The sequence below is a fragment of the Polaromonas sp. genome (assembly GCF_036676035.1).
Lineage (GTDB): Bacteria > Pseudomonadota > Gammaproteobacteria > Burkholderiales > Burkholderiaceae_C > Polaromonas.
This window is the reverse complement of record NZ_JAKFDR010000098.1, coordinates 19,660-44,741: the sequence shown is the minus strand read 5'-3', so window position 1 is coordinate 44,741 and position 25,082 is coordinate 19,660. Positions and strand designations below refer to the sequence as shown.

Genomic DNA, 25,082 nt, shown 5'->3' with positions numbered 1-25,082 from the left:
CAATTCAATCAGGGGTAAAAAACAAGGACGCGGTAGCCCGCGATGCGCAAAGGTGCCAAAGGTGACGGCGCAGAGGATGTTGATGACGCCGAGGAAGCCGGGGCCACCGAGGCACCAGCCCCGTTGCCTGACACCTTGAGAACCACCATCCCGGCAAAGTCAGCGCCCGCTTCCAGCGTGCCGGCCCTGGCGCCAAACTGGGCCGGCGTGAGCACGCGGCGCACCAGCGCCTGCTCCTGGCTGTCGGTCAGGCTCAGCTCCAGCGAGGGCATGGCCAGCGGCACCGCACTGGTGTTTTTGATCGTAAAGCTGAGCCGGTAGGCATCGCTGCCCAGCTTGTTGAACGATGAACTGTCCACAACCACGGATTCGATGTGGCGCAGCGGCCCGATCTCGCAATCCAGCTGCACGCACAGCAGCTGCAACCACGGCTGGAGCCGGGGCTCAAGCGCGGCCAGCCGGTCTCTTTGCTGCACCATGCCCTGCAAGGCCAGCGTGGCAAGCAGCAGCAAGGCCAGCACACCCAATGCGAAACGGACCATTGGTTTTCGCCAGAACGCCTTGCGCCGGGCCTCCCGCACGAAAGACACATCGTGCGCTTCGGTTTCAGAGTGGGCGTAATCAGAGTCTATCGCCGAGTCAGACGCCTCTGCCCTGGAGGGGCCGGAGTAGGCCGGGGCGGCTGGACTGACTGGCAGCGGAATATCGTCCTGCTGGCGCTCATACTGTTGCTGCCTCCAGCCTGCAGGGTCAAAATCGATGGCGCTGTCTTGCGCATCGACCATCGCCGAGGAGCCCCTCGAATACCGCTGGTCGGCAAACGATCTTGCGGGCGCCCAGGAAGAGTCTTCAGGCGCAGCTTCTTCGTACGGTTCAGCCGATGATTCAGCCGTGATGGCGGCCGGCGCTGCGATCTCGTCGGCGGCGGGAGTCTCAGGCACAGGCACGCTTGCGGCTTCACCCGTCTGCAAATGTGCCGAGGCGTCAAACACCTCGGCGCAATGCCCGCAGCGCACCCAGCCTTGTGAGATCTTGAGTTGATCGGTCACGACTTTGAACATCGTGCCGCAAGCGGGACAGCGCGTAATCAGGCTCATGGTGATAGCGCTGTATTGTAGGGCTTGCCCAGCCCCGGGCCGCCCTGGAAACACGGCCCGGCAGTGCAGGCCGCAGGCCGGCTCAAAGCCTTGCGGTCATCAAAATCCAGCCGTCTTCCTGGTCGGTCACTTCAAGCTGGCACCACGGCGCGTAAGCCGCTTTGAGCTCTTCGGCCTGCCGCTCCAGAATGCCGGCGAGCACCAGCGAACCGCCAGGGGCCACATGCGCGCACAGCAAAGGCGCCAGCACTTTCAGGGGCGTCGCCAGGATATTGGCCAGCACCGTCTGATAGCTGCCCACCGCCTTGTCCGGCAGGCCGGCCTGCAGCTTCACATGGTTGGCCTCGGCATTGGCCAGGGTGGACTGGACGGCCGCCTCGTCAATATCCACGGCATCAATCTCGACGGCCCCAAACTTGGCCGCACCGATGGCCAGAATGCCGGAGCCGCAGCCGTAGTCGAGGACCCGTCCCAGTGGTTTGCCCGCAGCACCCTGGCCTGCAATCCAACGCAGGCACATACGTGTTGTCGGGTGCGTACCGGTCCCAAAAGCCAGACCCGGATCGAGCCGGATCAGTTGCCTGGCCTGGGCCGGCGGTTCGTGCCAGGTGGGCACGATCCAGAATTCGGGTGTGATCTCCACCGGGGTGAACTGCGTCTGCGTCAGCCGCACCCAGTCCTGCTCGGGCACGGCTTGAATAGCGATCGGCTGGCAGCCGGCAAAAAAGTCCTGCGCGGCCAGCACCGACGCGGCATCGCGCGCCAGTGCTTCGGTGGCAAACAGCGACACCACGCGTGAGCGTTCCCAGCCGGCTTTGGGCGGCGGCATGCCGGGCTCGCCAAACAGGGCCTGCTCGGCCGGGGTCTGGGCGTCGGCGTCTTCGACCGACACACTCAACGCGTCGAGTGCATCGAGCGCCTCGCTGAGGACTTCCACACTGTCCACCGGGGCCAGCAGGACCAGCTCAAACATGCTCATTGGGTAAGCTCCGCGCTACGCGCTGTGGTATTGGCCTTGGGAACGGCCCGGCGTCTCATGCTCGCACCGGCCCTCAGCGGTCGCGCTGCGACAGCCACTCTTCGAGGTAGTGAATGTTGGTGCCGCCGTCCATGAATTTGGCATCCACCATCAATTCGCGGTGCAGCGGGATGTTGGTATTGATGCCTTCCACCGCGGTCTCGGCCAGCGCCGTGCGCATGCGGGCCAGGGCCTGTTCGCGCGTGTCGCCATGCACGATGATCTTGCCCACCATCGAGTCGTAGTTGGGCGGCACAAAGTAGTTGGCATAGATATGCGAATCGACCCGCACCCCCGGACCGCCCGGCATGTGCCAGGTGGTGATGCGCCCCGGCGAGGGGATGAACTTGTAGGGGTCTTCGGCATTGATGCGGCACTCGATCGCGTGGCCCTTGAGCTGCACGTCGCGCTGGGCAAAGGGCAGCTTGTAGCCGGCCGCCACCTGGATTTGTGTCTTGACAATGTCAATGCCCGTGACCCATTCGGTCACCGGATGCTCCACCTGCACGCGGGTGTTCATCTCGATAAAGTAGAACTCGCCGTTTTCATAGAGAAACTCAAAGGTGCCGGCGCCGCGGTAGCCGATCTTTTTGACCGCCGCCACACAGCGCTCCCCGATTTTTTCAATCAGCTTGCGCGCAATGCCCGGTGCCGGCGCTTCCTCGATGATCTTCTGGTGCCGGCGCTGCATGGAGCAGTCGCGCTCGCCCAGCCAGACCGCGTTTTTGTGCTGGTCGGCCAGAATCTGGATCTCGATGTGGCGCGGGTTCTGCAGGAATTTCTCCATGTAGACCGCCGGGTTGCCGAATGCGGCGCCGGCTTCCGCCTTGGTGGTCTGCACCGCATGCAGCAAGGCCGCCTCGGTGTGCACCACGCGCATGCCGCGGCCGCCGCCGCCGCCGGCGGCCTTGATGATGACCGGGTAACCAATGGTTTTGGCGATGCGCTTGACCTGCGCCGCATCGTCGGGCAGGGCGCCCTCGGAGCCCGGCACGCAGGGCACGCCCGCCTTGATCATGGCCTGCTTGGCCGACACCTTGTCACCCATGATGCGGATGGACTCGGGCGTGGGGCCGATGAACTTGAAGCCGCTTTGTTCAACCCGCTCGGCAAAATCGGCGTTTTCACTCAAGAAGCCGTAACCCGGGTGGATTGCTTCGGCGTCCGTCACCTCGGCCGCCGAGATGATGGCGGGCATGTTCAGGTAGCTTTGGGCCGAAGGCGCCGGGCCGATGCAAACCGCCTCATCGGCCAGCTTGATGTATTTGGCCTCGCGGTCCGCCTCGGAATAAACCATCACGGCCTTGACGCCGAGCTCCCGGCAAGCGCGCTGGATCCGCAGGGCGATTTCGCCGCGGTTGGCAATCAGTATTTTCTTAAACATTCGTCTGGCTACTCAGTCATGTGCGGGGGCCGGGGGTGCTCTGCCTCGAGAAGCAGGGCTCAATCACTCAATAATGAAGAGTGGCTGCCCATATTCCACGGCCTGGCCGTTTTCAGACAGGATTTTGGTGATCGTGCCGGACTTGTCGGCCTCGATTTCGTTGAGGATTTTCATGGCCTCGATGATGCAGATGGTTTCGCCCTCCTTGACCGTGCTGCCCAGCTCCACAAACGGCTTGGCACCGGGGCTGGAGGAACGGTAGAAGGTGCCGACCATCGGCGATTTGACTGCGTGCCCTTGCGGTTCAGCGGGGGGAGCCGCATCGATGGCCGGACCGGCGACGGGTGCGGCAACCGGTGCGGGCACCATGGCGACGGCGGGCTGCTGCATCAGCATGGGTGCAGCGCCGCTGGATTTGACTATGCGCACCTTGCCTTCGGCTTCGGTGATCTCCAGTTCAGACACATTCGACTCTGAAACCAGGTCGATCAGTGTCTTGAGTTTTCGTAAATCCATTTTTCCTCCAACGACGGTGGGTGCTTGCCTGTGGCGCCATGCGGCACCTGTTTTGCTCTGATCCGAAGGGTGATTTAAATAAATTGACGCCTTCTTACGCGTATTCCCAGCTTTCAGGGCTTTTCAGCACTTAAAGTCATTCAACTCCACGGGATCAGATTTTGAGTAAATCAGCAGAGCGCAGAGTTTACCTCAAGCCGGGGGCCCTCAATCCAGCGTCTGGCCGGCCACTCTGGCTGCACCGGGCATCAAAGCCGGGCGATGCAGAAACGCACTTTAACGCAAATTCGGGCATTTTCCAGCCCGTAGACCCAACTTCCTTCAGGTGGCCTTCGGCGCAGCCTCCAGCCCCAGGCAGGCTCCTAGCGCAGTTGCACCCACTGCGCCAGGTCCCCGGGAGTGACCTTGCCGCTCTTGCGATGCAGCAACTGCCCCGAGGCCCCAAACACCGCCGTGAAGGGCAAGCCACCGCTGAGGTTGCCCAAGGCCTTGCTGAGTTCGGCGCCACTCAACCCGGCCATGGCGACCGGAAAGCTCAGGGGTGATTTTTCCAGCCAGGTCCGCACAGCGCTTGGCTGATCCACCGCCAGACCGATAACTTGCCAGCTTTTAGCCTTGTTTTCCTGGTAAAAGCGATTCAATAAAGGAAGTTCCTCCACGCAAGGAGGACACCAGGTGGCCCAAAAATTGACCAGCAAGGGCTTGCCGGCAAAGTCCTTCATGGCCAGCGGCTGGCCTTGTGGCGTGTCAAAACTCAGGCCCCAGAACGGGTCTGGCGAACCAGCTGGCGCCGTGGCAGCGACCTCATGCGGCTGAAATTTCCACCAGGCCACGCCGGCGCCGGCCAAACCGGCCGCGGCGGCAACGCCCCCATAAAGCATGTTTCTGCGATTCACGTCTCAAGACTCCGGATCAGTAGGCTGCAATTTTTGCACGGCCGCCAGGTCACCGCGCGGTGTACGGCCTTTGGCGTCGGGCTTCAGGGCGCCGCGCAAGTGGTCGTGGTCATACACCATGAGATGCACGCCCACGGTTTCGTTCAGGGGTTTGCACAGGCTTCGCACGCTCAGGGCTTCCACGCTGTCGCCGGTAAAGCCGGTCACGGTGCGCGCCTCGTAATCCACGTTGCGCTCGATCAGCGCAATCTCGGCCGATTTCGGGTCGTCGCAAAACAGCTGTATATAGATGTCGGACAACCGCGTAGCCGTGCCATGCCAGACCGCGCCGCCCAGATAAGGCCGAAATTGCGCCAGACGCTCCATCCAGACCAGCGCCAACTCGCGCAGGGCGGCCAGTTCGGCGGGCTGGGTGTCGGCGCAAAAAACCGCAATATAGTCACGCACCGCATCTTCCACCTCGTCATTGCCGGGCAGCTCGGTACGCACCGGCAAGGCCATCTGCTTGACCGCGCGGCGCTTGGCCGGGCCGTATTCCAGCCCTTCTTCCACCACCAAGGCGGCGGCGGTGGCGGCGATTTCTGATTTGAGCGGGGTGGACTTCACGGCTGGAGTGGTTTGGGACAGAGTTGGAAACAGACCATTTTTGCACCTATTGGCGCGCCAGTCTGCACGCAAGGCCAGAGCCCAAGCCTGCGGGCGTGTTGTTTGCTATCATTTAAATAGCTACTTGCGCACGTGTTCATTGGGCCAGCGCCTTATTTCTTTCAAGAAGCGGGCATGAAAGCCATCTAACGGGTGCCAGTCCCCGGCATGCGCCTGCCTAGAATACGCCCATGCACATACATATTCTGGGAATTTGCGGCACCTTCATGGGCGGCCTCGCCGCGCTGGCGCGTGAGGCCGGGCACAAGGTCACCGGCTGCGACACCGGCGTCTACCCGCCCATGAGCGACCAGCTGCGTGGGCTGGGGATCGAGCTGATCGAAGGCTACAGCGCCGACCAGCTGGCCTACCGGCCCGACGTCTTTGTGGTCGGCAACGTGGTTTCGCGCGCCCGGCTGGCCGATGGCGGTCCCAAATACCCTTTGATGGAAGCCATTTTGAACGCCGGCCTGCCCTACACCAGCGGCCCGCAGTGGCTGTCGGGCCATGTGCTGCACCACCCGACGCACCACGCGACCGGCCCGCGCCATGTGCTGGCCGTGGCCGGCACCCACGGCAAAACCACCACCACCGGCATGCTGGCCTGGATTCTGGAGCAGGCCGGCCTGCAGCCGGGCTTTCTGGTGGGTGGCGTGCCGCTCAACTTTGGCGTGTCGGCGCGGCTGGGCGAAGGCAACACCTTTGTGATCGAGGCCGACGAATACGACACCGCGTTTTTCGACAAGCGCAGCAAATTCTTGCACTACCGGCCGCGCACCGCCATTTTGAACAACCTGGAGTTCGACCACGCCGACATCTTTGACGACCTGGCGGCGATTGAGCGGCAGTTCCACCACCTGGTGCGCACCGTGCCGTCCGAAGGCCGTGTGGTGGTCAACGCGCAGGAAGCCAGCCTGGCGCGCGTGCTGGCCCAGGGCTGCTGGAGTGAGCGGGTACTCTTCGGAAATGGCGCGCAAAATCAGGGTGGCTTCACTGCCCGGGGCGAGCCGCATGATTTTGAAGTGCTGAAAGCCGGGCAAAAAATCGCCCGCGTGCAGTGGGGCATCAGTGGCGTGCACAACCAGCTCAATGCACTGGCCGCCATCGCCGCGGCGGAGCATGTGGGCGTGCCGCCCGCGGCCGCCGCCGAGGCGCTGGCCGGGTTCCAGAACGTCAAGCGCCGCATGGAAGTGCGCGGCGTCGTTCCATCGGCCGGCGGCGACATCACCGTCTATGACGACTTTGCGCACCACCCGACCGCGATCCACACCACGATTGACGGCCTGCGCCGCCAGTTAAAAGGCGGCCAGCGCATCCTGGCCATTTTCGAGCCGCGCAGCAACACCATGAAGCTGGGCACCATGACGGCGCAATTGCCCTGGAGCCTGGAGCAGGCCGATCTGGCGTTTTGCCACGCCGGCGGGCTGGAGTGGGACGCCAGGGCCGCGCTGGCGCCCATGGGCGAGCGGGCCCGGGTCGCCGACAGCATTGATGAGCTCGTGGCGCAGGTCAAGGCAGCGGCCAAAGCGGGCGACCATCTGCTGTGCATGAGCAACGGCGGCTTTGGCGGCATTCATGCCAAGCTGCTGCAGGCGCTCAAGGCCGGGTGAGATGCTACTGATTTGATAGCTGTATGCGCCCGTTTTCAAAGGGCCAGTGGCCAAAATGGCATCCAATATCGGAAGCCCGACAATTTCCCGACGGGCCGCCCCTGGGGAAATTAACCCCCTCGGAGGCAGCGCGTTACACGTAGTGAACGAACGTGGGGGCACAGAACCAGCGAAGGGCCGTCCCGAGCGCAGTTCAGCCCCCTCGGGGGGCAGCGCAGCACACGCAGTGGCAAGCGTGGGGGTCACAGAACCAGCGAAGGGCCGCCCCGAGCGCAGTTCAGCCCCCTCGGAGGGCAGCGCAGCACACGCAGTGGCAAGCGTGGGGGTCACAGAACCAGCGAAGGGCCGCCCCGAGCGCAGTTCAGCCCCCTCGGGGGGCAGCGCAGCACACGCAGTGGCAAGCGTGGGGGTCTAGTAGCTGATACTCATGGCCGGCACATCAATGTGCACCACCGGTTTGGCCAGCGCCGCACTGGCCGCACGGGCGAATGCCTGAGCCCATGCGGCATCAGCAAACTTCTGCTGGCCGGCGGCTTGGGCCACCACCACCACCTTGTCGGCAATCAAGAGCTTGCCGGTCGGGCGCAGCGGCTCGCAGCCCATCTGGGTGAACTGCTCGTCCAACCAGGCCCTGGCCACGTCGTGTGGCATGGGCTGCACCTCGTTGAGGTCCATCCGCACCGGCGGGCTGTTTTGAAACGTCACGGTAACTTCGCTGCGCATGCTTACCTCGGCATCAAGACTGACAAGATAGTGGCAAGCATGGACGCGGCGGCGAGGTCTGGCAATCCGCTGAAACCCGGGCGTCGCAGCCGTTGAATCCCCGCTGGTGCCGCCTGACCGGCAAACATTTATTTGAGCCCGAGTTGCGCAGGCACCGTCAAATCCACCGTCAGTGGGGAACGAGGCAGCCGGGCAAGCGCCGACTCGGAGTCCATGGGTAGCGCCCCCATCAGGCTGTTCTGCGCCTGCCCGGTCGAGGCTTCCTCGTGGCCCGCAAAACCGGTCCCGGCCTTTTCAGCCGTCGTCGTGACGGAACCCGCGAAATACAAGCTGGCCAGATCCCGCGCCAACTGGGCCTGCGTCAGCCCGGTCCGCCGCCGCAAGGCGTCGAAGCTGCCGGGTTCGACCGACAGCTCGCGCAGCAGCACCAGCTGCGAATCCCTGAGCCAGCGCATCGGCACGCCGGGCGCATGGCGAAAATAGACCGGCTTGCTGCGATAGCGTGGCGGCAACACGTCGCGTTCGGTGCGCTGGGCGTAAATCCAGCACAGCTGCGCCAGGCTGCTTTTCAGAAAATGCCCGGGAATATCATGCGCCTCGCGCGGGCGCCTGTCCCAGCGAGCCAGCTCGAAATCGACCGGGTCGGCGCTGGGCGAAAGACCGATCCGCCCCTCGTGAAAATCCATCACCGCCAGCAGAGTGCCTTTATGGCTGACATGGTAGATACCAGGCAGCAGCTGGCTTTCACGCTCGATTAGTTGCCCGCCGAGCACAAATTGGGAGCGCAAGGGCCGTAGCCAAGCTTCGAATTGCTGCAGCACTTTGTGCAGGCTGGCGCCCGAGCTCAGGTCAAGGGTGCACATCGGATCGATATCTCTGCAGGCCAACGGCAGGGAAAAGGCGATCGGACGGTCAACCTCCTCCAGGTTGAGCTGCAGCGCCCGCTCCGTCGGCAGGCCGGCCAGGATTTTCAGGGTATCGGCACTCAGCAGGCGGCTCTTCTCGCCGCTGACCAGCCAGGCATCCGCCTCCGCGAATGCGCCACTGTGCCAGACCGGCCAGCCCTTAGGCAACTGGCCCAGCAGCAAGTCCAGATGCTTGCGCTGCTCCGGGGTAAATCCAGCCATGCCCAACAAGAGAAGGGGTTGCTCAAAAGACATGGTGCCTCCATGGACAGATTGATCCGTTTTTTTTGCTGCAACCGACAGGTGTCTAGCACAACAAAACGCAACAATAAGTAACCAATGTAGCACTTTGTGACTAAGTCAACATCCCCCAATTAGGGGATGCCGGCTTAGGCCGGCGCCGGGCCGCCCCAAGGAAAATAGCCCCCGAGGGGCTGACGTCCGCGGTACGCGGAAGCGGCAAGCGTTGGGGCTCAGCGGGCGCGTCTGGCCTGGACCGCTTCGGACAGCACCTGAAGCACGTCCAGCGAATCGCCCCAGCTCAGGCAGGCGTCGGTGATGCTCTTGCCATACTCCAGCGCCTTGACATCGTCCTTGCCGGGCGTGAATTTCTGCGCACCGGCGTTCAGGTGGCTTTCCACCATCAGGCCAAACACGCTGCGCGAACCGCCGGCCACCTGGCCGGCAATGTCGCGCGCCACGTCGACCTGCTTTTCGTATTGCTTGGAACTGTTGGCATGGCTGCAGTCGACCATCAGCGTGGCCGGCAGTTTGGACGTTTCGAGCTCCTTGCAGGCCGCGGCCACGCTGGCGGCGTCGTAATTGGGGGCTTTGCCGCCGCGCAGGATCACATGGCAGTCCTTGTTGCCCTTGGTCTGCACAATCGCCACCTGGCCGTTTTTGTGCACCGACAGGAAATGATGACCGCGCGCCGCCGCCTGGATCGCATCGGTCGCGATCTTGATGTTGCCGTCGGTGCCGTTCTTGAAGCCTATCGGCGCCGACAGGCCCGAGGCCAGTTCGCGGTGCACCTGGCTTTCGGTGGTGCGCGCGCCAATCGCACCCCAGGAGATCAGGTCACCGATGTACTGCGGCGAGATCACGTCGAGGAACTCGCTGCCGGCCGGCAAGCCCAGGCGGTTGATCTCGATCAGCAGCTGGCGCGCGATGCGCAGGCCCTCGTCGATGCGAAAGCTCTCGTCGAGGTAGGGGTCGTTGATCAGGCCCTTCCAGCCTACGGTGGTGCGCGGCTTTTCGAAGTAGACGCGCATCACGATTTCCAGCGTGCCGGCGTACTTCTTGCGCTGCTCCACCAGGCGGCGGGCGTAGTCCAGGGCGGCGGCCGGGTCGTGGATGGAGCAGGGACCAATCACCACCAGCAGGCGGTCGTCTTTGCCCGCGATGATATTGTGAACGCTCTGGCGCGTCTTGGTGATCAGCGACTCGACGGCGGTGCCGCGAATCGGGAAGAAGCGGATTAAATGCTCGGGAGGGGGTAGCACGGTGATGTCCTTGATGCGTTCGTCGTCGGTCTGGCTGGTTTTGTCGACGGGGTGCGCATACCAGGCGTCGCTGGCGGAGGTGGCTTTGGCGTTCATCACGGGCTTCCTTTTTTAAATTTCAGACAATTTCAGGGGATCAATACAGGCTAAACACGGTTGAAGGGGGCAAAAAAAAACCGCCGGGTGTCCGGCGGTTTTTGGAGATTGCTTGCGTTACTTGAGGGTTACGCGTAGATCTCTCTACCGCCGGTGGCGCTTGAGAACCAAAAGTAACCGAAATAAAATTTCGCTGAAGTCATGAGCTGCAATGTATCACAGGCCGGCCAAACGCCAAAAAACAGCTGTTTCGGGCCGCTCCCGACCTATCCACGCAGCCTGTCCCACCAGCTCCGGGCGCGCTGCACGCGCGACTCGTCCAGCGCAGCCAGCGACGACTCCACCGGCGCCTGCTTGCGAAACTGTTCGCGCATGTCGATCAGCAGCATGCCCTCACCCAGCGTGCGCCAGGCCACCAGCTCGAAATCCGCAAAACTGACCCCCTGCGCCGCCTGCTCCTTGGCGGCCAGCAGCCACTGCCCGATCAGCACCCGGAAGTTATTGAGCGCGGCCAGGTAGGAGGCGTATTCATACAGGCCGCGCCAGCCCGGGCCCAGCTCGACCACCAGCGTGCGGTGCTGGCGCAGATGGGTCATCAAATCCATCAGCAGCGGGGCCATGGCCGCCGGGTCCGACCGGTTCTTGAGACTGGCCAGCACGGCGTCGATGCAGGCCGCCAGAACGCCCATGCCATCGGCCATCTGCAGCGACTCGTCGTCGGCCATGGACGAGCGCAGGAACTGGCTGAGCTCACCAAAGTTCTGGGCGCTGGGGTATTGCGTCGACGGATCGAGCGGCAGTATCGAAGAACGCTGAAAAGACGGTGCAGCCATGGCCTGGTCGAAATAAAGGGCGAAAGGGCTAAGGGCGCCGACGTTAAAGCGCGTACTTCAAGCGGTGCCGCCCACCGTCAGGCCATCAATGCGCAGAGTCGGCTGGCCCACGCCCACCGGCACGCTTTGCCCCTCTTTGCCGCAGGTGCCGACGCCGCTGTCGAGCGCCATGTCATTGCCCGTCATGGTCACGCGGGTGAGCGCGTCGGGGCCGTTGCCCACAATGGTGGCGCCCTTGACGGGGTAGAGGATTTTGCCGTTTTCAACCCAGAAGGCTTCGCTGGCCGAAAACACGAACTTGCCGGACGTGATGTCGACCTGGCCGCCGCCAAAGTTGGTGGCGTACAGGCCTTTTTTGATGCTGGCCACGATCTCCTGGGGCGCCTTGTCGCCGCCCAGCATGTAGGTGTTGGTCATGCGCGGCATGGGCACATGGGCGTAGCTTTCGCGCCGGCCATTGCCGGTGGGCTTGACCTTCATCAGCCGCGCGTTGAGCGAGTCCTGGATATAGCCTTTGAGAATGCCGTCTTCAATCAGCACGTTGCGCTGGCTGGCATGGCCTTCGTCATCCACATTGAGCGAGCCGCGGCGGTCGGCAATCGTGCCGTCGTCGAGCACCGTCACGCCCTTGGCGGCCACGCGCTCGCCGATGCGGCCTGAAAACGCGCTGGAGCCCTTGCGGTTGAAGTCGCCCTCCAGCCCGTGGCCAATCGCTTCGTGCAGCAAAATGCCCGGCCAGCCGGGGCCCAGCACCACGGTCATCTCACCGGCCGGCGCCGGCCGCGCATCGAGGTTGGTCAGTGCGGAGTTGACCGCGTCATCGACATAACGGGCAATTTGCGCCTCGTCAAAATACGCCAGGCCAAAGCGGCCGCCGCCGCCGCCCGAACCCATTTCGCGCCGCCCTTTTTGCTCGGCGATCACGGTGACGCTCAAACGCACCAGCGGGCGCACATCGGCCGCCAGCGTGCCATCGGCGCGCGCCACCATCACCACGTCGTATTCGCTGGCCAGGCCGGCCATGACCTGCACCACGCGCGGGTCCTTGGCCTTGGCGAGTTTTTCCACCTTCTCGAGCAGCTGGACCTTGGCGGTGCTGTCCAGCGTGGCAATCGGGTCCAGCCCCTGGTAGAGCGAGCGGCTGCTGGCAATCTTGCGGGCGCCCGTCTTGACGCGGCTGTTCTTGCTGGCCGCCGAGATGCTGCGCACGGTGCGGGCGGCATCGAGCAGCGAGGCTTCGGAAATGTCGTCCGAGTAGGCAAAAGCGGTTTTTTCGCCGCTCACGGCGCGCACGCCGACACCCTGGTCAATGCTGAAGGAGCCGGTTTTGACAATGCCCTCTTCCAGGCTCCAGCCTTCGCTGCGGGTGTACTGGAAGTAGAGATCGGCATCGTCGACCTGGTGCGACCTGATCTCGGCCAGCGCACGGCCCAGGTGCGCTTCGGTCAGGCCAAAAGGCGCCAGCAGCAGCTTCTGGGCAATCGCCAGCCGCCCCGCAGTGGATTCAGTCGTGGGGCGGGCCAGCGAGGAAGCTCCAGCGAAAGGTTGGCGGACAGAAGCTGCAGCAGGTTTGAGTGAAGTCATGCTGGCATTGTAGGCAGTCCGCCCCTGCCCTGTGGCGGCAAGGTTGCTCCGGCAAGGCGCATCCGGGCGGATGATGCAAGCGAAGGCTCAGACCACGGACTGGCCCATTCGCCAGACTGCGCTTAGGCGGCGCTCAGTCGGTCAGGTCGCTGGTCGCAGCGCCATGACCATGGGTTTTGCACGATTCAATGCCGTTGTCGCGCGCCTTCTCGCTCGAATACATCTCGCTGTTGCCAATGACCTGCCCGTTGCCGGCCTTGAGCGTGAAATAAGGTGAGCCATCCTTGCCCACCAGACGGGCGTATTTGGTGTCGTCCCCGGCATTTTTCCTGACCGATTCAATCCCGTTGAGGGCACTGGCCTTGGACTCATACATTTCGCTGGCCAGGATTTTCTGCCCGTTGCCTGCGAGCAGCGAGAAGAAATATTTGTCGTTTTTGGATTTCTTGAGCTCATATTTACCAGCCATGACGATGCTCCTTCCAGGTAAGACGTCGGGTTGAACAGCTTGCCAGTCACTTTGTAACCGGTCATCCGCATGAAGGCAAGGCCCAATAGTGCAACATTCTGAACAGGCCTCATGGGGCGTGCGATCTCAGTCGCGCCGGCGGCTCAGGTATTTGAAAAGCGCCGCATCATCCTGCGCCGCCAGCCCCGCCGCGTGCGCCTGCTCAAACACACGGCTGGCCGGCGCACCCAGCGGCCCTTCAAAGCCCGCCGCGCGTGCGGCCTGCAGCGCCAGCCGCGTGTCCTTTTCCAGCAGGGTGACGTGGGCGCGGGGTGCGTAGTCGCCCGCAATGGCGCGACGCATGCGGTCCGAGCCTATCCAGCTTTGCCCGCTCGACTGTTCGATCACGTCCAGCGTTTTGCCCAGGTCCAGCCCCAGCCGGGCGGCCAGCGCCAGCGCCTCGGCAGCGCCCACCAGGTTGATGCCGGCCAGCAGGTTGTTGACGAGTTTGGTGCGGGCCGCGTCGCCGGGTTTTTCGCTGATGCGGAACACCTTGCTCGACAAAGCCTGCAGCAAGCCGGCCTGCTGCTCATACACGGATTGCGCGCAAGCCAGCATCAGGCTCATGGAGCCATCGCGCGCCCTTGCCGGTCCGCCCGACATGGGTGCGTCCAGGGTGTGGACACCGCGTTCGGCCAGCCGGCTGGCGAAAGACTCGACATCCTGCGGCGCAATCGTCGGGCACAGCATCACGGCATGCCCGGGTTGCAGCATGCCGGCCAGGCCGTGTTCGCCAAACAGCACATCCTCCGTCTGCGCCGCATCCACCACGCAGACAATAAACGCTATCGAATCAATAGCAGCCTGGGCCGGTTTTGCAAGGGCTACAGCCCCAATCCGCGTCATATCGGCAACCTTGACCGGATCAATGTCGCACACCTGCACGCCCCAGCCGCGGCCCAGCAGGTTGGCCGCCATGCCGCCGCCCATGTTGCCGGCCCCGATGAGCGTAATCACCCCCACGCTTGTCGCTTCGCGTACTGCGCTGCCCCCCGAGGGGGCTGAACTTGCTCGGGGCGGCCCTTCGCGGCGTTCGGTGACCCCCACGCTTGTCGCTTCGCGTGCGCCACTCATGACTGCACCAGCCGCTTGGCTTTGGCAATCGACAGCAAAATGCCGACCGCCAGCCCCAGTGTCACCATGGCCGTGCCGCCGTAGCTGATGAAGGGCAGCGGCACACCGACCACCGGCAAGATGCCGCTGACCATGCCCATGTTGACGAAGGCGTAGGTGAAGAAAATCATGGTCACGGCACCGGCCAGCAGGCGGGCAAACAGCGTCGGGGCTTCCAGCGCAATGGCCAGGCCGCGCAGGATCAGGAAGATGAAAGCGCCTATCAGCAGCAGGTTGCCGAACAGGCCGAACTCTTCGGAATAAGCCGCAAAAATAAAGTCGGTGGTGCGTTCGGGAATGAACTCCAGATGGGTTTGCGTGCCGGCCATGAAGCCTTTGCCAAACACCCCGCCCGAGCCGATCGCAATCATGCCCTGAATGATGTGAAAGCCCTTGCCCAGCGGGTCCCGGGACGGATCGAGCAAGGTGCAGATGCGCTGCTGCTGGTAGTCGTGCAGGAGGGGCCAGCGCACGCCATCGGCGCACAGCCGGGGCTCAAACCAGACCAGCAGAAACACCGCCACCAGTCCCAGCAGCACCGGCGGCGCAATCAGTTTCCAGCTCAGGCCGGCAAAGAAAATCACGGCCACACCCGCCGCCAGCACCAGCAGGGAGGTGCCCAGATCGGGCTGCTTCATGATCAGCCCCACCGGCACCAGCAGCAGCAGGCCGGCGACCAGAAAGTCCAGCGGGCGCAGTTGGCCCTCGCGTTTCTGGAACCACCAGGCCAGCATCAGCGGCATCGCGATCTTGAGGATTTCACTGGGCTGGATGACGATGCCGACGTTGATCCAGCGCCGGGCGCCCTTTTTGGTGATCCCGAAAATGGCCACGGCAACCAGCAGCGCCACACCCACCACGTACAGCGGCACGGCAAACGCCATCAGGCGCTGCGGCGGGATCTGCGCCACCACAAACATGATGGCGCCGGCAATCAGCATGTTGCGGCCATGGTCCATGAAGCGGCTGCCGTGGTCATAGCCGGACGAATACATGATCAGCAGGCCCGCGCAGGCGAGCAGAAAAACCGCAAACGCCAGCGGCCCGTCAAAGCCCTCAAACAGGGGCAAGGTACGCTGTAGCAGGGAAGGTTTGTCGAAAACGGCAGCCATGCCCCGGATTATCTGCCAGTTGACCTGCGGCCCCACCTGGGTCGCCCCCACATTCGCCCGGGGAATTTAGTCGAAAAATGGCACTTTAGCTATCAAATTAATAGCATAACATTCATATAAATAGCCGACTACAAGCCTGTTTAATTCCATAAACAGCGAAAAACCAGACCGCCGCCGGCTTACCCCCAGCGCAGCGTGCCCGGCCCAGCCCCTTTACGATACCGGCATGCACACCACCCACCTGCTTTACCTGCACGGTTTTCGCTCCTCGCCACAGTCGGTCAAGGCCCGCAAAATGGCGGCCTGCGTGCAGCAGCGCCACCCCGGCGTCACCTGGTGGTGCCCGCAGCTGCCGCCCTCGCCGCGCGCCGCCATGCAACTGGTGATGGACGGCATCGCCGCCTGGCCCCAGGCGAAGGGCTTTGAAAGCCTGGCCGTGGTGGGCTCATCCCTGGGCGGGTTTTACGCGACCTGGATCGCCGAGCGCACCGGGTGCAAGGCGGTGCTGCTCAATCCGGCGATAGCCCCGGCCCGGGACCTGGCCCGCCATATCGGCGAGCAGACGGCCTGGCACAACGAGGCCGAGCGTTTTTTCTTCGCCCCCGAATTTGTCGATGAACTGCGTATGCTCCATGCCGGCCGACTCAAGCGGCTGGAGCAGTATTTCGCCATCATTGCCAAGGGCGATGAAGTGCTGGACTGGCGCGAAATGACGGCCCGCTACGCCGGCGCCCGCCTCAAGCTGCTCGAAGGCGGTGACCACGCCCTGAGCGATTTCGACGCGCATTTGCCGGAAATCCTTGATTTTCTGAATCTGGCCTGAGAGCGCCATCCAACAGCCCCTGATTACACTAGCCACAAGTCATCAAAGACACCAAAGGGATCCCGTTTTGTTTGTATTGTTTGAAGAAACCGGCAAGTTTCTGGCCGGCCGCATTTTGTCCGAAGCCGACAGCTCGCTGCAGGTTGAGCTCGACTCGGGCAAGCGCGTCAAGGTCAAGGCCGTCAACGCGCTGCTGAAGTTTGAAAAACCCGCGCCCGCCGAGCTGGTGGCCGCCGGGCAAAAACTGAGCGCCGAGATCGAGCTGGACCTGGCCTGGGAATTTGCCAGCGATGAAGAGTTCGGCTTTGCCGACCTGGCGCGCGACTACTTCAGCGCCGACCCGGCCAAGCCCGCCAGCACCGAGCAGCAGGTCGCGGCGCTATTCCGCCTGTTCGAAGCGCCGCACTATTTCCGGCGCGCCGGCAAGGGCCGCTTCAAGAAAGCCCCGGCCGAGATCCTGCAGCAGGCCCTTGGCGCCATCGAGAAGAAAAAACAGCTCGCCGCGCAGATCAGCGCCTGGGCCGAGGAGTTGGGCCAGGGCCAGTGCCCGGCCCCCGTGCGCGAGCAGCTCTACAAAATTCTCTTCAAACCCGACAAGAACAGCCCGGAGTACAAGGCCGTGGTCGAAGCCTCGCGCGCCACGCACATCGCGCCGCTGGCACTGCTGCAGCGGGCCGGCGCCATCGCTTCGCCCTACCAGTTTCACTGGAAGCGCTTCCTGTTCGAGAACTTCCCCAAGGGCACGGCCTTCCCGGCCCTGCAGGCCCCGAAGGTCCTGGATGAGCTGCCGCTGGCGGCGGTCCAGGCCTACTCGATCGACGACTCGGCCACCACCGAAATCGACGATGCGCTGTCGGTGCAGGGCCTGGGTAGCGGCACCGTGGTGCTGGGCATCCACATTGCCGCGCCCGGCCTGGCGATCCAGCCGGCCGACGCGATCGACCAGGTGGCCAGAACCCGCTTGTCCACGGTCTACATGCCGGGCTACAAAATCACCATGCTGCCCGACGACGTGGTGCAAAGCTACACGCTGGAAGAAGGCCGCGACTGCCCGGCCGTCTCGCTCTACGTCACGCTGGACGAGGCCACGCTGGACATCAAGGCCTCTGAAACCAAACTCGAACGCGTGCCGATTGCCGCCAATCTGCGGCATGACCAGCTGGACTCGGTGATCACCGCCGAATGGCTTGAAAATCCGGCGTTTGAGCATGAGAACGGCTCAACGCCCCTGCCGATCGGGCGTGAGACGCTATCATTTTTATACCGCCTGGCGAAACATCTGAAGGCGCAGCGCGAAGTCGTGCGCGGCAAACCCGAGACCTTCAACCGGCCCGACTACAACTTCCGGCTCGACCATTCTTCCGGCCAGGAACCGCAGGGCGAAGAGACCGTCCGCATCAGCATCCGTCAGCGCGGCGCCCCGCTCGATTTGATCGTGGCCGAAGCCATGATCCTGGCCAACAGCACCTGGGGCAGCTGGCTGGGCGAGCTGGGCGTGCCCGGCATCTACCGCAGCCAGGCCAGCCTGGCGCCGGGCGTGAAGGTGCGCATGGGCACCAAGGCCTTGCCGCACGCCGGCATTGGCGTCAAAAGCTATGCCTGGAGCACCTCGCCGCTGCGCCGCTACACCGACCTGGTCAACCAGTGGCAGATCATTGCCTGCGCGCGGCATGGCCGCACGGCCGCGTTGGCCGCGCCCTTCAAACCGAAAGACGCCGAGCTGTTTTCCATCATTTCAGGCTTTGATGCGGCCTACAGCGCCTACAACGGTTTTCAGGCCGGCATTGAACGCTACTGGACACTGAAGTACCTGGAGCAACACGGCATCAGCGAGCTGACCGCCACCGCCTTCAAGGACAACCTGGTGCGCGCCGATGAGGTGCCGTTGGTGCTGTCCGCGATGGGCGCGCAGGGCCTGCCCCGCGGCGCCAGGGTGCGCGTCAAGCTGGGCGCGATTGACGAGATCACGCTGGACGTTTCGGGCGCGGTGATTGAACGGCTGGATACCGTGGTGGATGCGGCCGCCCAGGTGGCGCAAGACGAGGACAGCGAAGCCGACGAGCTGGCCGCGGGCCCGATCTCGATCGCGGTGGAGGTGGACGAACCTGTCAATGAGGCGCTCCCCGCTGCCGCGCAAGCGACTTAGCACGGATAATCGGCCCCTGTGAAATCACTGAGTACATTGCAAATTGCCCTGGGCGTCTCGGTCGCGGTCCACGCGGTGCTGCTGACCGTCCGTTTTGTGAATCCGGAAGCTTTCAACCGGGTGTTCCAGGACACGCCGCTGGAAGTGATTCTGGTCAATGCCAGATCGAAGGACAAACCCGACCTGGCCAGGGCCATTGCGCAAACCTCGCTGGCCGGCGGTGGCGAGCTGGAAAAAGGCCGCGCCACCTCGCCGTTGCCGCCCTCGGCCCTGATGGAGCTCGGCGACGCCACCGAAGACGCGCAGCGCAAGATCGAGTCCATGCAGGAGCAGCAGACCATGCTGCTGGCGCAGCTCAGGAAGCAGCTCGCGTCCATGCCCTTGCCCGACCCGAAACAGACGGCCACCCACCCGGCGCAGGCCGAGCGCGAGGAAAAGCGCAAGCAGCTCATCAAGCTGCTGGCCGAAATTGAAAAGCGCATCAACGAAGAAAATGCCCGGCCCAAGAAGCGCTACATCAGCCCGGCCACACGCGAAGAGGTCTATGCGGTCTACTACGACACCATGCGCCGCAAGATCGAGGAAAAGGGCACGGTGAACTTTCCCGAACAGGCGGGCAAAAAGCTCTATGGCGAGCTCACCATGATCGTCACCGTCAATTTCGATGGCCAGATCCTGGCCACCGAGGTGGCCGAGACCTCAGGCAACCTGACGCTGGACCGCCGGGCCCAGAGCATCGTCAAAGGCACCGGCCCGCTGGGTCGCTTCAATGACGCCATGCGCCGCAAGGCCGACCAGATTGTGGTGGTCTCGCGCTTCAAGTTCACCCGCGACGAGGCCCTGGAAACCCGGTTGCTCAGCCGCTGACGCACAGCCTGGCCCGCCCTGCATTCCCGATACGCCCGACCAACCCATCTCAATCAACAGCACTGCGCCATGGACCACTACTGCGTACTGGGCAACCCGGTCGAACACAGCAAATCACCGCTGATACAGGCCCGCTTTGCCGAGCTGACCGGGCAAAGCATGCACTACGGCAAACAGCTGGTGCCGCTGGACGGCTTTGCCGACACCCTGGCACAGCTGATCCGAAGCGGCGTGCGCGGCTGCAACGTGACGGTGCCTTTCAAGTTCGAGGCGTTCCAGGCCGCCAGCACGCAAAGCGAGCGCGCACAACTCGCGCAGGCCGCCAACACCCTGAAATTCGACGGCTCCACCATTCATGCCGACAACACCGATGGCGTCGGCCTGGTGCAGGACATCCAGGTCAATGCCGGCGTCAGCCTGGCCGGCCGGGATGTGCTGCTGATAGGCGCAGGCGGTGCAGCCGCCGGTGTGCTGGGGCCTTTGCTGGCAGCCGGTCCGCGCCGGCTGGTGCTGGTCAACCGCACCAAGGACAAGGCGGTGGCACTGGTGGCGCGGCACCGGGTCCATCCCTCGCTGCAAGAATTGCTACAAAAAACAGAGCTGTCTGCGCAGGATCTGCAAGGGCCGGAAGGCGATTTCGATGTCATCATCAATGCCACGGCAAGCAGCCTGGCCGGCGGCGGTGTGCCGGTGGAGCCGCGTGTGCTGAAAGCCGGCGCACTGGCCTACGACATGATGTACGGCCCGCCCGCCCAGGGCTTCCTGCGCTGGGCGCAAGAGCACGGCGCGGTGGCGCGCGACGGCCTGGGCATGCTGGTGGAACAGGCGGCCGAGGCCTTTGCCCTCTGGCGCGGTGTGCGCCCGCCCTCAGCCCAGGTGCTGCAGGAAATGCGGGCGCGCCTGGCATGAAAGCTTGTCTGTGAAAGCACTTTCATGAAAGCGCTGCTGCGTTGGCTCGCTCTGGTGCTGCTGGCCGGTCTGGCCCTGCAGCTTTTCTTTGTGGCGCGCATCGCCCTGATGGCGGTGCTTGACCCTGAGTCCACCGCGTTTCAACGCTCCGAAGCGTACCGCGTTGCCGTCGAGAAGGGTTCGCTGAAGTGGCGGCAGCACTGGATGTCTTATGACGAGCTGCCCGATCACCTCAAGCGCGCCGTGATTGCCTCGGAAGATGCCAGCTTCATCGAGCACGACGGCGTGGACATCGAGGCGCTGGAAAAAGCCTGGGGCAAAAACAGCCGGGCCGAACAACGTGCCGAACAGATTGCGGCCCAGTCGGCACGGTTTGGCAACAAACTGGCGCCCGCAAGGCTAGCGAAACCGCCCAAGATTGTCGGTGGCTCCACCATCACCCAGCAGCTGGCCAAAAACCTCTTTTTATCGGGCGAGCGCACGCTGCTGCGCAAAGGCCAGGAGCTGGTGCTGACGCTGCTGCTTGAAGCCCTGCTGGACAAGCAGCGCATTCTGGAGATTTACCTCAACAGCGTGGAATGGGGTGAAGGCGTGTTTGGCGCCGAGGCCGCAGCCCAGCACTACTACCGCAAACCCGCCGTCAAACTCAGCGCCTACGAAGCCGCCCGCCTGGCCGTGATGCTGCCGCGGCCCAGGTATTTTGAGACCCGCCCCAACTCGGGCTACCTGGCCTCGCGCGCCAGCACCATCACGGCCCGCATGGGGGGCATAGAACTGCCTTGAGATGTTGGCTAGATTAATGAGCCTCTTTCTGCTGGGCCTGATCCGGGCACTGACCGGCGCCCAGGCGCGCTGGCAGGGCTGCCCACCCAAGGCGGAGCAGCGGATTTACTTTGCCAACCACCAAAGCCATGCCGATCTGGTGCTGATCTGGGCGGCGCTGCCCGAAGAGCTGCGCAGTATCACCCGACCCATCGCCGCCAAGGACTACTGGACCAAAACACCGTTCAGGCAATGGATTACCACAGCGGTGTTCAATGCCATCTACGTCGATCGGGCCAAGACCGGCGATCAGGACCCGCTGGAGCCCCTGATAGAGGCGCTGGAAAGCGGTGACTCCATCATCCTGTTTCCCGAGGGAACGCGCGGCAACCAGGAAGAGCCCCAGGCCTTCAAGTCCGGGCTCTACAACCTGGCCCAGAAATTCCCGCAGGTGGTGCTGGTGCCGGCCTGGATCAACAACGTGCAGCGCGTGATGCCCAAGGGTGAAGTGGTGCCGGTGCCGATTCTGTGCTCGGTCACGTTTGGCGCGCCGCTCGCCCTGGAAGACGGCGAGGAGCGGGGCAGCTTTCTCGCCCGGGCCCGTCTGGCCGTCATGGCGCTCAAGGACAGTTAGGCATGAATACCTTTTTGCGCAGCCTGACGCCCTCCCAGCAGGTGGGCCTGCTGTTTGTGATTGTGTTTGGCCTGCTGCTGATCGTCAGCGTGACCGCTTTTGTGAGGTCCTTCAAGGACCGGCATGAAGATGAGCAGCGCACGCAGGCGTTGAAAGAATTCAATGGCCTGCTGAGAACCTCGTGGGTGATGTGCACGGTGTTCTGGCTGGGCTGGGCATCGGGTGAGACCGTGGCGACCGTCCTGTTCGGCCTGGTCGCTTTTTTTGCCCTGCGGGAGTTCATCACCCTGTCACCCACCCGCAAAGGCGACCACCGCAGCCTGGTGCTGGCCTTTTTTGTGATCCTGCCGGTGCAGTTCGCGCTGGTCATCACGCGGCATTTCGATCTGGTGACCGTGTTCATTCCGGTTTACGTGTTTCTCGCCATTCCGGTGGTCAGTGCGCTGGCGGACGACCCAAAGCGCTTTCTGGAGCGCAACGCCAAGCTGCAGTGGGGCATCATGGTCTGCGTGTACGGCATCAGCCACATCCCTGCGCTGCTGCTGCTCAAGTTTCCGAACTACGGCGGCAAAAATGCGTTTCTGGTGTTTTTCCTGGTGTTCGTGGTGCAAAGCGGCATGATCGTCCAGCATCTGGTTGGCCGCAAGCTGGCACGGCCCTCCAGCGCCCCCAATATCAGCAGAAGTTTCAACTGGGTGAGCTGGCTGATCGCCGTCGCCGTCGCCAGTTTTGTAGGCGGCCTGATGGCGGGCCTCACGCCCTTCAAACCGGCGCAGGCGCTGGCCATGGCCTTCATCGCCTGCGTGGCGGGCTCCATGGGACACTTGGTCATGAAGGCCCTCAAGCGCGACCGGGGCATCACCAACTGGGGCGCCGAAGGAAAATCCATCACGGGCGCCAGCGGCCTGCTGGACCGCGTCGATGCGCTGTGCTTCGCAGCGCCCGTGTTCTTTCATTCGGTCAGATGGTATTTTGGCCTCTAGCCCTTTAAAATCCTGCGCAAGCAGCTACAAAATTCATAGCAAAAATGCGTATTCTGGGAATTGACCCCGGCCTGCAGATCGCGGGCTTTGGCGTGGTGGACATGGACGGCCAGGACTTGCGTTACGTGGCCAGCGGCACCATCAAGACCACCCATCTGGAGCGCAGCGACCTGCCGGGCCGCCTGAAGGTGCTGTTTGACGGCGTGCGCGAAGTCGTGCAGCGCTACCAGCCGGACTCGGCTTCGGTGGAAATCGTCTTCGTCAACGTCAATCCGCAAGCCACCCTGCTGCTGGGCCAGGCCCGCGGGGCCTGCGTGACGGCGCTGGTGTCCAGTGATCTGGCGGTGGCGGAATACACCGCCCTGCAAATGAAAAAGGCCGTTGCGGGTTACGGCAAGGCCGGCAAAGCTGAGGTCCAGCAAATGGTCATGCGCCTGCTCAAGCTGCCCGCCCTGCCCGGCAAGGATGCCGCGGATGCCCTGGGCCTGGCCATCACGCATGCGCATGCGGGGCGCTCAGCCGCCCTGTTGTCAGCCGCGGCGACCTTGAGCCCCAAGTCCAGCGCGTCTTACAAGGCAGGCCGCCATTACTGATGGCCAAACCAGAAAGTTATGCCTCAAACTCTGCTGCCCACACTAAAAGGAGCGCGTAAATGAAGATTAAGTCTTTAAGCATGTTCGTGATTGCCGCAACTCTTGTCGGCTGTGCCAGTACGCAAGGTGCGCGCGTAGAGTCCTGTAAGGCGACTACAGAACAGGAAATCGCCTCGCTATTCGATCGCTGGAATCAGTCGTTGCTAACTGGTGATCCGCACAAGGTAGTCGCCAACTACGCAGAGCGATCCATCCTCTTGCCTACTGTTTCAAACAAGCCGCGTCTCACGCCAGCCGAGAAGGAGGATTACTTCCATCACTTCTTGGAGAACCGCCCCTCTGGCGCGATCGACTTGCGCACCATTGAGCTCGGTTGCAACACAGCGGTTAATGCTGGTCTTTACACCTTCACGTTTGCCAAGACAGGGGCAAAGGTCAGCGGACGCTATACCTACACCTATCGCTGGAACGGTTCAGAGTGGCTCATTACGAGCCACCATTCCTCGGCAATGCCCGAGAAGAAGTAGTTGTCTCGGTATGCTGGCAAGATTCTTCGCCTTGCTCAGAATGACAGCATGGGCGGCGTCGACTTCGTTACGGACTGCTGGGTAATTCGCCGTTTCAGGCGATGCGTTCCAGAATCAGCACGGCGAAAAAACCGAAAGCCGCAATCAGCGTCCACTTGAGAATGATCAGGCCCAGACGCCTGTAGCGGGCCTGGCCGGTGCTCGCGTAAAAAACAAAGGCCACCGCCGCACCCAGCAGCAACAGCAAAATGGCCCAGCGAAACAGCAGCATGACTCAGCCTTCAGCGCGCTTGACTACCAGGCACGAGCCAGCGTGGCAAACCCTTGCGGCGCGCGTTTTTCGTCTTCAAAGGTGACGACTTCGTAGGCGTCTTCATGCAGCAGCAACTCGCGCAACAGCTTGTTGTTGAGTGCATGGCCGGAACGGAAGGCGCTATAGGCCGCCAGCAGCGGCTTGCCGATCAGGTACAGGTCGCCCATGGCGTCGAGGATCTTGTGCTTGACGAATTCGTCGTTGTAGCGCAGGCCGTCGCTGTTGAGAACCTTGTAGTCATCCATCACGATGGCGTTGTCGAGACCGCCGCCCAGCGCCAGTCCGTTGGAGCGCATCATCTCCACGTCCTTGGTAAATCCGAAGGTCCGGGCCCGGGCGATGTCCCGCGTGTAGGAGCCAGAGCTCATGTCGAACTCCACGCGCTGGCCGGTGGAGTCCACCGCCGGATGGTCAAAGTCGATCTCGAAACTCAGCTTGTAGCCGTTGTAGGGGCTCAGGCGCGCCCATTTGGCTGTAGCGCCCTCGCCTTCGCGCACCTCGACGGACCGCAGCACCCGAATAAAGCGCTTGGGGGCCGCCTGCAGCGCAATGCCGGCGGATTGCAGCAAAAACACAAACGACGATGCCGAGCCGTCCAGAATCGGCACTTCTTCGGCCGTGATGTCGACGTACAGGTTGTCGATGCCCAGGCCGGCACAGGCCGACATCAGGTGTTCGACGGTGTGCACCTTGGCGCTGCCACTCGAGATGGTGGAAGCCAGCCGGGTGTCGGTCACGGCCTGCGCCGAAATGACGATATCCACTGGTTGGGGCAGATCAACTCGCCGAAACACGATGCCCGTGTCCGGCGCGGCAGGCCGCAGGGTCAACTCGACCCGCTGGCCGCTGTGCAGGCCCACGCCTACGGCCTTGGTCAGGGATTTGAGTGTTCTTTGAGCGAGCATGCAACTATTTTAAAGAGGGCGGATGAACCTTGCGTAAGGCACGGTCATCCGCCGTTCGCCAGCGCCTGAAGGGCAAGA

At 63.1% G+C, this 25,082-nt stretch carries 26 protein-coding genes; 10 read left to right on the top strand and 16 right to left on the bottom strand.

Features of this window, described 5'->3' with window-relative positions; translation table 11 throughout:
• Window positions 1-8: 8 nt before the first annotated feature.
• From V6M61_RS14495 to V6M61_RS14470, 6 genes are all read right to left on the bottom strand, one after another.
• On the bottom strand, window positions 9-1,097 hold the full coding sequence (locus V6M61_RS14495; protein ID WP_332777287.1) for a DUF3426 domain-containing protein: 1,089 nt from the start codon (window positions 1,095-1,097) through the stop codon (window positions 9-11).
• Between the two features lie 82 nt (window positions 1,098-1,179).
• A complete protein-coding gene (gene prmA, locus V6M61_RS14490; protein ID WP_332777345.1) occupies window positions 1,180-2,070 on the bottom strand; it encodes a 50S ribosomal protein L11 methyltransferase in 891 nt (296 codons plus the stop codon).
• A gap of 79 nt (window positions 2,071-2,149) precedes the next feature.
• The gene (gene accC, locus V6M61_RS14485; protein ID WP_332777286.1) at window positions 2,150-3,499 is read right to left on the bottom strand and encodes an acetyl-CoA carboxylase biotin carboxylase subunit; all 1,350 of its coding nucleotides are present in this window, start codon (window positions 3,497-3,499) and stop codon (window positions 2,150-2,152) included.
• Window positions 3,500-3,562: 63 nt separating this feature from the next.
• Window positions 3,563-4,015, bottom strand: a complete 453-nt coding sequence (gene accB / locus V6M61_RS14480; protein ID WP_332777285.1) for an acetyl-CoA carboxylase biotin carboxyl carrier protein — start codon at window positions 4,013-4,015, stop codon at window positions 3,563-3,565.
• 362 nt (window positions 4,016-4,377) lie between these two features.
• Window positions 4,378-4,911: a TlpA family protein disulfide reductase gene (locus tag V6M61_RS14475; RefSeq protein WP_332777284.1), complete on the bottom strand. Its 534-nt coding sequence runs from the start codon at window positions 4,909-4,911 to the stop codon at window positions 4,378-4,380.
• 3 nt (window positions 4,912-4,914) lie between these two features.
• Entirely contained in the window at window positions 4,915-5,517 is a 603-nt protein-coding gene (locus V6M61_RS14470) for a hypothetical protein (RefSeq protein ID WP_332777283.1), read from the bottom strand.
• A gap of 230 nt (window positions 5,518-5,747) precedes the next feature.
• On the opposite strand from V6M61_RS14470, the gene mpl reads away from it, so the two are divergent.
• Window positions 5,748-7,166, top strand: coding sequence for a UDP-N-acetylmuramate:L-alanyl-gamma-D-glutamyl-meso-diaminopimelate ligase (gene mpl, locus V6M61_RS14465; protein WP_332777282.1), 1,419 nt, complete (start codon window positions 5,748-5,750; stop codon window positions 7,164-7,166).
• 411 nt (window positions 7,167-7,577) lie between these two features.
• Here mpl and V6M61_RS14460 read toward each other — a convergent pair whose 3' ends face one another.
• The 8 genes from V6M61_RS14460 to rodA all read right to left on the bottom strand — a co-directional run bounded on the left by V6M61_RS14460 (window position 7,578) and on the right by rodA (window position 15,542).
• On the bottom strand, window positions 7,578-7,889 hold the full coding sequence (locus V6M61_RS14460) for a hypothetical protein (RefSeq protein WP_332777281.1): 312 nt from the start codon (window positions 7,887-7,889) through the stop codon (window positions 7,578-7,580).
• Between the two features lie 128 nt (window positions 7,890-8,017).
• The gene (locus V6M61_RS14455) at window positions 8,018-9,049 is read right to left on the bottom strand and encodes a hypothetical protein (RefSeq protein WP_332777280.1); all 1,032 of its coding nucleotides are present in this window, start codon (window positions 9,047-9,049) and stop codon (window positions 8,018-8,020) included.
• A gap of 218 nt (window positions 9,050-9,267) precedes the next feature.
• Window positions 9,268-10,392, bottom strand: coding sequence for a 3-deoxy-7-phosphoheptulonate synthase (locus V6M61_RS14450; protein ID WP_332777279.1), 1,125 nt, complete (start codon window positions 10,390-10,392; stop codon window positions 9,268-9,270).
• 266 nt (window positions 10,393-10,658) lie between these two features.
• Complete coding sequence (locus tag V6M61_RS14445; RefSeq protein WP_332777278.1) at window positions 10,659-11,225, bottom strand: hypothetical protein; 567 nt, start codon at window positions 11,223-11,225, stop codon at window positions 10,659-10,661.
• Window positions 11,226-11,282: 57 nt separating this feature from the next.
• On the bottom strand, window positions 11,283-12,809 hold the full coding sequence (gene tldD, locus V6M61_RS14440) for a metalloprotease TldD (protein WP_332777277.1): 1,527 nt from the start codon (window positions 12,807-12,809) through the stop codon (window positions 11,283-11,285).
• 133 nt (window positions 12,810-12,942) lie between these two features.
• The gene (locus V6M61_RS14435; RefSeq protein WP_332777276.1) at window positions 12,943-13,278 is read right to left on the bottom strand and encodes a YegP family protein; all 336 of its coding nucleotides are present in this window, start codon (window positions 13,276-13,278) and stop codon (window positions 12,943-12,945) included.
• Between the two features lie 126 nt (window positions 13,279-13,404).
• Window positions 13,405-14,391 (bottom strand): NAD(P)-dependent oxidoreductase, encoded by a 987-nt coding sequence (locus V6M61_RS14430; protein WP_332777275.1) that lies wholly within the window; start codon window positions 14,389-14,391, stop codon window positions 13,405-13,407.
• Entirely contained in the window at window positions 14,388-15,542 is a 1,155-nt protein-coding gene (gene rodA / locus V6M61_RS14425; protein WP_332777274.1) for a rod shape-determining protein RodA, read from the bottom strand. The genes V6M61_RS14430 and rodA overlap by 4 nt, the downstream gene beginning before the upstream one ends.
• A 226-nt stretch (window positions 15,543-15,768) precedes the next feature.
• Between rodA and V6M61_RS14420 the strand changes: the two genes are divergently transcribed.
• The 9 genes from V6M61_RS14420 to V6M61_RS14380 all read left to right on the top strand — a co-directional run bounded on the left by V6M61_RS14420 (window position 15,769) and on the right by V6M61_RS14380 (window position 23,786).
• Complete coding sequence (locus V6M61_RS14420) at window positions 15,769-16,365, top strand: YqiA/YcfP family alpha/beta fold hydrolase (protein WP_332777273.1); 597 nt, start codon at window positions 15,769-15,771, stop codon at window positions 16,363-16,365.
• 67 nt (window positions 16,366-16,432) lie between these two features.
• Window positions 16,433-18,511: a ribonuclease catalytic domain-containing protein gene (locus V6M61_RS14415; RefSeq protein ID WP_332777272.1), complete on the top strand. Its 2,079-nt coding sequence runs from the start codon at window positions 16,433-16,435 to the stop codon at window positions 18,509-18,511.
• An 18-nt stretch (window positions 18,512-18,529) separates the two neighbouring features.
• A complete protein-coding gene (locus V6M61_RS14410) occupies window positions 18,530-19,378 on the top strand; it encodes a TonB C-terminal domain-containing protein (protein WP_332777271.1) in 849 nt (282 codons plus the stop codon).
• Between the two features lie 69 nt (window positions 19,379-19,447).
• The gene (gene aroE, locus V6M61_RS14405; RefSeq protein ID WP_332777270.1) at window positions 19,448-20,287 is read left to right on the top strand and encodes a shikimate dehydrogenase; all 840 of its coding nucleotides are present in this window, start codon (window positions 19,448-19,450) and stop codon (window positions 20,285-20,287) included.
• Window positions 20,288-20,311: 24 nt separating this feature from the next.
• Entirely contained in the window at window positions 20,312-21,070 is a 759-nt protein-coding gene (locus V6M61_RS14400) for a transglycosylase domain-containing protein (protein WP_332777269.1), read from the top strand.
• A gap of 1 nt (window position 21,071) precedes the next feature.
• Window positions 21,072-21,683, top strand: a complete 612-nt coding sequence (locus tag V6M61_RS14395; protein WP_332777268.1) for a lysophospholipid acyltransferase family protein — start codon at window positions 21,072-21,074, stop codon at window positions 21,681-21,683.
• A 2-nt stretch (window positions 21,684-21,685) separates the two neighbouring features.
• A complete protein-coding gene (locus V6M61_RS14390) occupies window positions 21,686-22,666 on the top strand; it encodes a phosphatidate cytidylyltransferase (protein WP_332777267.1) in 981 nt (326 codons plus the stop codon).
• A 44-nt stretch (window positions 22,667-22,710) separates the two neighbouring features.
• Window positions 22,711-23,259 (top strand): crossover junction endodeoxyribonuclease RuvC, encoded by a 549-nt coding sequence (gene ruvC / locus V6M61_RS14385; protein ID WP_332777266.1) that lies wholly within the window; start codon window positions 22,711-22,713, stop codon window positions 23,257-23,259.
• 59 nt (window positions 23,260-23,318) lie between these two features.
• Window positions 23,319-23,786, top strand: coding sequence for a DUF4440 domain-containing protein (locus V6M61_RS14380; RefSeq protein WP_332777265.1), 468 nt, complete (start codon window positions 23,319-23,321; stop codon window positions 23,784-23,786).
• Window positions 23,787-23,880: 94 nt separating this feature from the next.
• Here V6M61_RS14380 and V6M61_RS14375 read toward each other — a convergent pair whose 3' ends face one another.
• Both V6M61_RS14375 and lpxC read right to left on the bottom strand, forming a co-directional pair.
• Window positions 23,881-24,057: a hypothetical protein gene (locus V6M61_RS14375; protein WP_332777264.1), complete on the bottom strand. Its 177-nt coding sequence runs from the start codon at window positions 24,055-24,057 to the stop codon at window positions 23,881-23,883.
• A 23-nt stretch (window positions 24,058-24,080) separates the two neighbouring features.
• Window positions 24,081-25,004 (bottom strand): UDP-3-O-acyl-N-acetylglucosamine deacetylase, encoded by a 924-nt coding sequence (gene lpxC / locus V6M61_RS14370; RefSeq protein WP_332777263.1) that lies wholly within the window; start codon window positions 25,002-25,004, stop codon window positions 24,081-24,083.
• Window positions 25,005-25,082: the final 78 nt, after the last annotated feature.

Bases quoted from the DNA above. Each gene is read 5' to 3' on its own strand.
- V6M61_RS14430 (WP_332777275.1), bottom strand. From the start codon at position 14,391: ATGAGTGGCGCACGCGAAGCGACAAGCGTGGGGGTCACCGAACGCCGC.
- ruvC (WP_332777266.1), top strand. From the start codon at position 22,711: ATGCGTATTCTGGGAATTGACCCCGGCCTGCAGATCGCGGGCTTTGGC.
- rodA (WP_332777274.1), bottom strand. From the start codon at position 15,542: ATGGCTGCCGTTTTCGACAAACCTTCCCTGCTACAGCGTACCTTGCCC.
- mpl (WP_332777282.1), top strand. From the start codon at position 5,748: ATGCACATACATATTCTGGGAATTTGCGGCACCTTCATGGGCGGCCTC.
- tldD (WP_332777277.1), bottom strand. From the start codon at position 12,809: ATGACTTCACTCAAACCTGCTGCAGCTTCTGTCCGCCAACCTTTCGCT.
- prmA (WP_332777345.1), bottom strand. From the start codon at position 2,070: ATGTTTGAGCTGGTCCTGCTGGCCCCGGTGGACAGTGTGGAAGTCCTC.
- accB (WP_332777285.1), bottom strand. From the start codon at position 4,015: ATGGATTTACGAAAACTCAAGACACTGATCGACCTGGTTTCAGAGTCG.
- V6M61_RS14435 (WP_332777276.1), bottom strand. From the start codon at position 13,278: ATGGCTGGTAAATATGAGCTCAAGAAATCCAAAAACGACAAATATTTC.
- V6M61_RS14460 (WP_332777281.1), bottom strand. From the start codon at position 7,889: ATGCGCAGCGAAGTTACCGTGACGTTTCAAAACAGCCCGCCGGTGCGG.
- V6M61_RS14380 (WP_332777265.1), top strand. From the start codon at position 23,319: ATGAAGATTAAGTCTTTAAGCATGTTCGTGATTGCCGCAACTCTTGTC.
- V6M61_RS14375 (WP_332777264.1), bottom strand. From the start codon at position 24,057: ATGCTGCTGTTTCGCTGGGCCATTTTGCTGTTGCTGCTGGGTGCGGCG.
- V6M61_RS14495 (WP_332777287.1), bottom strand. From the start codon at position 1,097: ATGAGCCTGATTACGCGCTGTCCCGCTTGCGGCACGATGTTCAAAGTC.
- V6M61_RS14400 (WP_332777269.1), top strand. From the start codon at position 20,312: ATGAAAGCGCTGCTGCGTTGGCTCGCTCTGGTGCTGCTGGCCGGTCTG.
- V6M61_RS14420 (WP_332777273.1), top strand. From the start codon at position 15,769: ATGCACACCACCCACCTGCTTTACCTGCACGGTTTTCGCTCCTCGCCA.
- V6M61_RS14455 (WP_332777280.1), bottom strand. From the start codon at position 9,049: ATGTCTTTTGAGCAACCCCTTCTCTTGTTGGGCATGGCTGGATTTACC.
- V6M61_RS14445 (WP_332777278.1), bottom strand. From the start codon at position 11,225: ATGGCTGCACCGTCTTTTCAGCGTTCTTCGATACTGCCGCTCGATCCG.
- V6M61_RS14395 (WP_332777268.1), top strand. From the start codon at position 21,072: ATGTTGGCTAGATTAATGAGCCTCTTTCTGCTGGGCCTGATCCGGGCA.
- accC (WP_332777286.1), bottom strand. From the start codon at position 3,499: ATGTTTAAGAAAATACTGATTGCCAACCGCGGCGAAATCGCCCTGCGG.
- lpxC (WP_332777263.1), bottom strand. From the start codon at position 25,004: ATGCTCGCTCAAAGAACACTCAAATCCCTGACCAAGGCCGTAGGCGTG.
- aroE (WP_332777270.1), top strand. From the start codon at position 19,448: ATGGACCACTACTGCGTACTGGGCAACCCGGTCGAACACAGCAAATCA.
- V6M61_RS14390 (WP_332777267.1), top strand. From the start codon at position 21,686: ATGAATACCTTTTTGCGCAGCCTGACGCCCTCCCAGCAGGTGGGCCTG.
- V6M61_RS14450 (WP_332777279.1), bottom strand. From the start codon at position 10,392: ATGAACGCCAAAGCCACCTCCGCCAGCGACGCCTGGTATGCGCACCCC.